At 61.3% G+C, this 4702-nt stretch carries 3 protein-coding genes; all 3 read left to right on the top strand.

The window, feature by feature from the left end; translation table 11 throughout:
* On the top strand, positions 1 to 2624 hold a 2624-nt coding region (locus tag VGG64_04020), incomplete at its 5' end, for a DEAD/DEAH box helicase (protein ID HEY1598741.1).
* 215 nt (positions 2625 to 2839) lie between these two features.
* On the top strand, positions 2840 to 4018 hold the full coding sequence (locus tag VGG64_04015; protein HEY1598740.1) for an SGNH/GDSL hydrolase family protein: 1179 nt from the start codon (positions 2840 to 2842) through the stop codon (positions 4016 to 4018).
* Between the two features lie 29 nt (positions 4019 to 4047).
* Positions 4048 to 4515 carry a nuclear transport factor 2 family protein gene (locus VGG64_04010; GenBank protein ID HEY1598739.1) on the top strand — a complete coding sequence of 156 codons (468 nt, stop codon included), beginning with the start codon at positions 4048 to 4050 and terminating at the stop codon, positions 4513 to 4515.
* Positions 4516 to 4702: the final 187 nt, after the last annotated feature.

The raw sequence follows: 4702 nt of genomic DNA, 5'->3' as shown, positions 1-4702 counted from the left end.
AGGGGCGGCAGTTGATCGGCCGACACGCCAACACCTGGGAGTTCAACCTTCGCGACGACGTCTTTCTAGGAGCCGACCTGTTTCGGGTCCGCTTCCCTGGCGACTCGCTCGACGGTTCGCCGCTGACCGTCACGATTACCCTGATGGCCGAGGCTCGCAACCGCCTCCATTTCTGCTGCAATCGCTGCGGTCGGGCTTGCCAACACGTTGGGGCTGCCTTCTCGCTCATTTTGGAGGAGAAGCTGGCATTGGGACTCGCCGCGCCCCCCAAGCCGCGAGAACCCGTCGAAAGCCTGGCCCATGAGGAACTGACGCGGCGCGCCCTGATGGAACGGGCCGAGCGCGCCCGGACCGAAAAAATGTCGGTCCGGGCGGTTGACCCCGCGCAGCCTTGGACGGACTACGTCGTCCGTAACCACCTGAGCGGCAAAACGTATCGTGTCGCGCTGCGGGGAGTCGAGCCGGGCGAGTCATACTGTTCCTGTCCCGATTTCCGCACCAATACTTTGGGAACGTGTAAGCACGTACTGCGCGTCATCGCCGGCGCCAAACGCCGCTTTACGGCCCGGCAACTCGGCCGGCGATTTCGCGTGCAGGGCTTGGCGCTCCACATGCGTTATGCCGACGAGGTGACGTTGCGGCTGCTCGTGCCCGATCACCTCGGCGAGGACGTGCGCAAGATCGTCGCCCCGCTGGCCGATCGGCCGATCGAGGATCTGCACGATCTGCTGAAGCGCGTGGCCCGCTTGCAACGACTCGGAAACGAGGTGATGATTTATCCCGACGCCGAGGAATTCATCCAACAAAGGATGTCGCAAGAGCGCCTCCGCGGCATCGCCGCCGAGATTCGGCGAGATCCGGCCAGGCATGCGCTGTGCGCCACGCTGCTCAAGTTTCCGCTGTTGCCCTATCAGTTGGATGGCATCGCGTTTGCGGCAGGCGCAGGCCGGGCGATTTTGGCCGACGACATGGGCTTGGGCAAGACCATGCAGGGGATCGGCGTGGCCGAATTCTTGGCCCGCGAGATGGAAATCAGCAAGGTGCTGATCGTCTGCCCGGCATCGCTCAAGTCGCAGTGGCGCGGCGAAATCGACCGCTTCTGCGATCGCGACGTACAGCTTGTGCATGGCGCTGCCGCCGAACGGCAGGCACAATACGACAACGACTGTTTCTTCACCGTCTGCAATTACGAGCAAGTCCTGCGTGATTTGCTGGCGATCGAGCGCAACTCCTGGGACCTGATCATTCTGGACGAAGGACAACGGATCAAAAACTGGGAATCGAAGACCAGTCGGACGATCAAATGCTTGCGGTCCCGCTTCGCGCTCGTGCTTTCCGGAACACCCCTGGAAAATCGTCTCGACGATCTGTATTCGATTGTCCAGTTCGTCGACGATCGCCGTCTGGGGCCTGGTTTTCGATTCTTCAACCAGCACCGCGTGGTGGACGAAAAAGGAAAGGTGCTCGGCTATAAGAATCTCGGCCAACTTCGTGAAACACTCAAGCCAGTCCTGCTACGGCGCACGCGCGAGAATGTCCGGCTCGAATTGCCCGAGCGGACGACCGAATTTGTGCGCATCGCTCCCAGCGAAGAGCAATTGGTCATGCACCAGGCCCACATGCAGATCGTGGCCGCGATCGTGCGCAAGAAGTTCATCAGCGAGATGGATCTGCTGCGACTGCAAAAAGAACTGCTCATGTGTCGCATGACGGCCGACAGCACGGTCCTGGTCGACAAACAGCGGCCCGGTTACTCGACGAAGTTGGAGCGGCTCGACGAACTGTTCGAGTCCTTGTTCGAGGAAGAGGCGCGCAAAGTGATCGTCTTTTCGGAGTGGACCACGATGCTCGACATGATCGAGCCACTGTTGCACAAGAGAAAGCTTGCCTACGTCCGGCTTGACGGCAGTGTGCCGCAGAAAAGGCGCCAGGAGTTGGTCCACCGCTTCCAAACCGACGCCGATTGCCGGCTGTTCCTGACCACGAATGCGGGCTCGACCGGCTTGAACCTGCAAGCCGCCAATACCGTGATCAACGTCGATTTGCCATGGAACCCGGCAGTGCTCGAACAGCGCATCGCCCGTGCCCATCGGATGGGCCAGCAGCAGCCCGTCCAGGTGTTCGTCCTGGTGACCGAAGGCACGATCGAGGAAAGTCTTCTGGCGACGGTTGCCGCCAAGAAGGATTTAGCGCTGGCTGCGCTGGACGTCGAGTCCGAAGTCGATGCGGTCGATGTGGCCAGCGGCATGCAGGAATTGAAGGGCCGCTTGGAGGTATTGCTCGGCGCTCGCTGCGAGGCGCCGATCGACCAATCGGTCCGCCGGCAGGAAGAAAAAACTGCAACGCGACTTACCGATTCACACCGCGAGCGCGTGGCTGCCGCTGGCGGCGAGCTGTTGGGCGCGGCGTTCAAACTTCTCAGCGAGCTAGTCGCCGAGACACCTGCCTCGCCGCCGCCACTCGCGCTGATCAACAGCTTGCGCGACGGATTGGCAAGCTGCGTCGATGCAAGCGAAGGAGGCAAGCCACGGCTTACGGTCACGTTGCCAGACTATAACTCGCTCGACAATCTGGCCCAAACCTTGGCCAGGCTCCTCGTTGCCGGTCAGCCGACAAGCGACTAACGCGATTCACGATGGCAAAGAGAAGCCGAGATAGCCGCCGCTGGCACGGCTGAGGCCTTGTCGACCTTCTTGGATCGCCGACGCCTTTCTCGAATCCCGGAATCCCGTCAACCTTGGCGATTTCTTTGCCATCGTCATTAAAACACTCGGACAGCCGGCGTTGTATAATCTGGCGGATCGGCCTCGACGCACCATTCATTGGAGGGATACGAATTTTGAAACGATTCATGAACGCCGGCATCGCATTCGGCCAACTCTTATCTATGGCGTTGTGGCTCCAGCGTGATTGCGCCGCCGCGGAAGACCAGGCTGCGCCGGGCACGGCCGCGCCGCCGGTGGCGACCTGGCGGTTGACCGAACCGTTTTGGAGCTCACCGATCGTTTATGCCGAAAGCTCGCTCTTTGTTGCCGACGGCGATTCGCACGTTCCCAGCTCGCGCTTGCTGCGGGTGCCGAAGCGCGTGTTGAAGGTGGCCCGCGCCGATGGCGCCGAGACCTTCGACGAAGGCAAAGATTATCGCGTCGACGCCGAGGGGCGGCTCACGGCGCCGCCCGGTTCGCGCATCCCGTTTTTGGAGCCGGCCGATTTTTTTCCGCCGAAGGGAGCGCCGCGCAGCATTGGCGACAAGGCGGGCGATCCGTCGCGCGCGGTTCTGTTCGACAACGGCCATTGGTTTCATGACCAACAGGTCGAAATCACTTATGAGGCCGCCCAGCCCTGGAGCGGCTTTCAGCCGGCCACCAGCGGTGGCTCGCTGCGCCGCGTGCTCGGAAAACTTGCCGCCCGCGAACCCGTCACGATCGCCGTCAGCGGCGACAGCATTTCGGCCGGATTGAACGCCTCGGGCGTGACCGGCGCTGCACCGCACATGCCGGCCTTCCCCGAATTGCTGGCCGACCAACTCGCGGCCACCTTCGGCGGCAAAGTGACGTTGGTCAATCGCGCCGTCGGGGGTTGGGGTGTTGGGCAAGGGCTCGACGATCTGGCCAAGCTGCTCGAGTCGCATCCCGATCTGGTGATCGTCGCCTACGGCATGAATCATTTTGGCGGCCGCAACCCGGAAGCATTTCGCAAAGGGCTGTCCACGATGCTCGAGCGGATCAAAGTGGCCGAGCCCCAGGCCGAGGTCCTGCTGGTCGCGCCGATGTGGGGCAATTCCGATTGGGTCCACACCCCGGCCGATCAATTTCAGCCGCATCGCGATGCCATCGCATCACTGGTCGGTCCGCAGGTTGCCCTGGCCGATCTGACCACGCTCTGGGGCGACATGCGCAGCCGAAAGAGTAATGCCGACCTGACGGGCAACGGCGTCAACCATCCGAACGATTTTGGCCATCGTGTCCACGCCGCCGCACTGTTCAGTCAGCTTGTCGGTCCCGACGGGGCCAAGTAAGCTGCGAATCACCATAATGGGAAACGACCATGGCGAAACATCTTCCGCTGCCGCCGTTTAGTCGAGACACCGCCATCGAAAAAGTACGCCTGGCGGAAGATGGCTGGAATTCGCGCGATCCGGAAAAAGTGGCTCAGGCCTACACGCCCGACTCGCGTTGGCGGAACCGCTCGGAATTTGTCAACGGAAACCGCGAGATTGTCGCTTTCCTGACTCGCAAATGGGCGAAAGAACTCGACTATCGCCTGATCAAAGAGCTTTGGGCGTTCCACGATCACCGCATCGCTGTCCGTTTTGCGTATGAATGGCACGATGACTCGGGAAACTGGTTTCGTTCCTTCGGCAACGAGAACTGGGAATTCGATGAAGATGGCCTGATGCGTATCCGCTTTGCCTGCATCAACGACTTGCCCATCAAGCCGGCGGACCGCAAGTACCATTGGCCCTTGGGGCGTCGCCCAGAAGACCACCTAGGACTAAGCGATCTCGGTTTTTAGCGGCCTGTCGGCGTTTCGTTTCGGCGTGCGAAAAACGTACTTGCCATCTCCGAAACACAGAGGCATTTGGCCACAACATCCGTCGACATGCGTGGGGCGTTGCCGTCGGAGGTCACAAAAAGCCGGTTCTGGAACCGAAGACCCAAGCCCCCGGTTCGCCAAAGTGCCCGCCGCGCGGTATGATTCG

It is taken from the genome of Pirellulales bacterium, assembly GCA_036490175.1.
Classification (GTDB): domain Bacteria; phylum Planctomycetota; class Planctomycetia; order Pirellulales; family JACPPG01; genus JACPPG01.
This window is presented reverse-complemented; position numbering and strand designations above follow the sequence as displayed.